This is a genomic window from Mesorhizobium sp. M1E.F.Ca.ET.041.01.1.1, from assembly GCF_003997355.1.
Taxonomy (GTDB): Bacteria; Pseudomonadota; Alphaproteobacteria; order Rhizobiales; family Rhizobiaceae; genus Mesorhizobium.
Genome location: NZ_RZSL01000682.1, coordinates 1 through 2,876 on the forward strand (window position 1 = coordinate 1; position 2,876 = coordinate 2,876).

2 protein-coding genes and 2 pseudogenes are annotated in these 2,876 nt (G+C 57.8%); 3 read left to right on the top strand and 1 reads right to left on the bottom strand.

Annotation, left to right across the window (positions count from 1 at the left end):
* Nucleotides 1-381, top strand: a 381-nt coding sequence (locus EOA38_RS32525; RefSeq protein WP_145966178.1) for an SMC-Scp complex subunit ScpB, incomplete at its 5' end; no start/stop codon positions are given.
* Between the two features lie 272 nt (nt 382-653).
* On the opposite strand, the pseudogene EOA38_RS32530 reads toward EOA38_RS32525, so the two are convergent.
* A pseudogene (locus EOA38_RS32530) lies at nt 654-767 on the bottom strand (IS630 family transposase); the annotation flags it as partial.
* 417 nt (nt 768-1,184) lie between these two features.
* Here EOA38_RS32530 and EOA38_RS32535 point away from each other — a divergent pair.
* Nucleotides 1,185-2,627, top strand: a complete 1,443-nt coding sequence (locus tag EOA38_RS32535; RefSeq protein WP_127301153.1) for a GMC family oxidoreductase — start codon at nt 1,185-1,187, stop codon at nt 2,625-2,627.
* Between the two features lie 13 nt (nt 2,628-2,640).
* A pseudogene (locus EOA38_RS39865) lies at nt 2,641-2,876 on the top strand (hypothetical protein); the annotation flags it as partial.

A 2,876-nucleotide genomic window follows, 5' to 3' on the forward strand; every position in this document is an offset into this window, starting at 1 on the left:
CCGGCGGGGCAGGGTGCAAAAGAGCTGTCGAAGTCGGAGGCTCTCGTGCTGATGTGTATTGCCTATTTCCAGCCGATCACGCGTGGCGGGTTGTCGAGCTTCTTCGGCAAGGAGGTGTCGCGCGATCTGATCGGCGTGCTGCGTGCGCAGGATCTCATCGCCTCGGGGCCGCGTAGCCCGCAGCCGGGCGCGCCCTACACCTATGTGACGACGAAAAATTTCCTGTCGCAGTTCGGGCTCGACACGCTGCGCCAGCTGCCGGATTTCGAGGCGTTGGAGGACGCAGGGCTGCTGTCGAAGGGAAAGCTGCTGGCCGGCGACATCATGCCGGGTTTCTCCGTTGGCGGCGATGAAGCTGCGGGCACCATCATGGATGAATAGAGAATTACCTAAATCAGGATCACTGAATTGCAAGACTACGTTGGGATGTTTAAGAAGTCCGAAAGCCAGCCACGCACAGATAGGCATTCAGAAAATCGACGTGGTAATCAAAAGATTGTAGAGAGATTCCAATTTCCTGGCGCACAAATTTTGGGCGAGGGGCTACTTCGCTTCGCCCGTCGAGCGCGACGAGGAGATGAGCGCCTACTAAAGCAAGAATTGGCCGACAACCAGTTGGACCAGATGCAACTGAGGCTCGGACTTTCCTTAAACAGAATGATCTCGGCGCGCCAAACATGCTTCTGCGGCGCATTATAATCCCCGATCAGGGCGCTCAGGCGTTGGCGATCAATCGGCGAAACGGTGAGGGATAATCCTGTGCGCATGCGCCAAACTGCATGGGCACTTGGGAATCCCAAGCCGGACTCTTATGCAGGCGGATTCCACTAGCTTGCCTCCCGAATGGAGCCGGACACTTTCTGCCTCGGTAGTTTCGGGAACTCTCCCGATTTGTCGTGTGTATGACAACATCAACCCACCTAGGAGAACAAAGCCTTTCACGTAAGCTATTGAAACGACGACGGAAGGAAATTCAAAGTCTCATTTCTCGCAATCGGCACGACTTTTGAAAGACTGGAGAGGTCGCGGCAACTTGGCTAAACTACCCAACGTGGTAGTGGCAAACCCATTTTGCGGTGCGTAACAGTGCGATGCAACATTGGAATTGTCTCGCTGACCTGCAACTAGCCGATTGCACCGTCATCGGCGTCAGCTGCAGGGGTCAGCGGCGAAAGAGGCCATAAATGGTACTTGACATCCGAGCCCAACAGGTCGCCGGCGAGCACTATGATCTTGTCGTGATTGGCTCCGGCTTCGGTTCAGCGTTCTTCTTGCGCGAGTTCTCTAGGAGAAGAAGAGCGCGCGTTCTCGTCCTCGAATGGGGGTGCCACAACACGCATGATTGGCAACTTGAGCACGGCTCAAACAGCAACGTCCAGGACGACAGTACCTATTCCAGCAACTCCAGCAAGCCGTGGGTCTACACCATCGGGCTGGGGGGCGGAACAAACTGCTGGTTTGCGCAGACGCCACGTTTTCATCCGAAAGATTTCAGGCTGAAAAGCCTCTACGGCATCGGTCTCGATTGGCCGCTCAGCTATGACGATCTCGAGCCTTTTTACTGCACGGCCGAGACGATCATGTCGATTTCCGGCGATCCCGATATGGCCGCGGTCATGCCGCGTTCCAGGCCTTTCCCGCAGCCGCCTCATCGCATGTCGGCGCCGGACCGGATGATGAAAGCGGCGCAGCCCGACCAGCACTTCGTTATGCCGACTGCGCGCGCACGCATTGCGACGGAACAGCGCTCCGCCTGCTGCGCATCCTTCCGGTGCTGGCTGTGTCCAGTCGACGCGAAATTCACCGCCAATAACGGCTTCATGCCTCTCTTCGAGCATTCCGATGTTGCGGTGTCCCTCAATTCGGAGGTGCGCCGGCTGGAGTACGCCGGAGGATCTGTCCAGTCGGTTACGTTCGTGAATGAGGACAAGGAGTTCCAGGTCACGGCGGATCTGTTCGTCCTGGGGGCGAACGCCATTCAGAGTCCGGCGATAATGCTGCGGTCGAATCTCGACGGCGAGTGGGTAGGACGTGGATTGCACGAAGGCTTTGGTTGGAATTTCGAGGCCTATCTTGACGGCATCGATAATTTCGACGGCTCGACGATCACAACCGGGCTGAATTTCGGCCTGTACGACGGACCACACCGGTCGGACTACGCCGCCGCACTTGTCTATTTCGAGAACCAGTGGTCGTACGGGATGCGTCCCGAACCAGGGCGGCTCCGGCAGACCCTGCCGCTGAGAGTCGTGACTGAAGACCTCCTCAAACCGGAGAACCATGTCACGCTCGACGAGAACGAGAACGCCCACGTCGTGTACGCGGGGCCTTCCGGTTATGCCGTGGAGGGCATGGCACAGGCCAAGCAGCGGCTCGGTGAGCTGCTTCGGCCACTGCCGGTGCAGGAGATATTCGACCGAGGTCAATCGAAAACCGAATCGCATGTTCAAGGGACCCTGCGAATGGGGAGAGATGCCACGGATTCTGTCGTCGACCGGGACATGATCCACCATAAAATGAGGAATCTCGTCGTTGTGGGTAGCAGCACCTATCCCAGTTGTTCGTGCGCTAATCCCAGCCTGACTGCTGCCGCCCTCTCTCTCAGGGCAGCGAGTCGCATCGCGTGAGGAGGGATCCGGCATGATCACGGTTTCGAGACGCGTGGTGCTTGGGCTTTTGGGAGGCGGTGTGGCCTCTATCGGCCTCGCTTACGCTTTGGTGCGCTCCTTTGCCCGCGAGGACCTGGTCCGCAGGGTACTTGAGCGCTATTTTAGGCCTTTGAACATGGCTGAGAACGAACTCCGGTCGTTCACCCAGGAGTTCCGAGCCCAGCGTCCGACGACCTTTCCGACCGAAAACTTAGCGGACTTTTCAGC

Excerpts from the sequence above, each read along its gene's own strand:
- EOA38_RS32535 (WP_127301153.1), top strand. The coding sequence starts at position 1,185 with ATGGTACTTGACATCCGAGCCCAACAGGTCGCCGGCGAGCACTATGAT.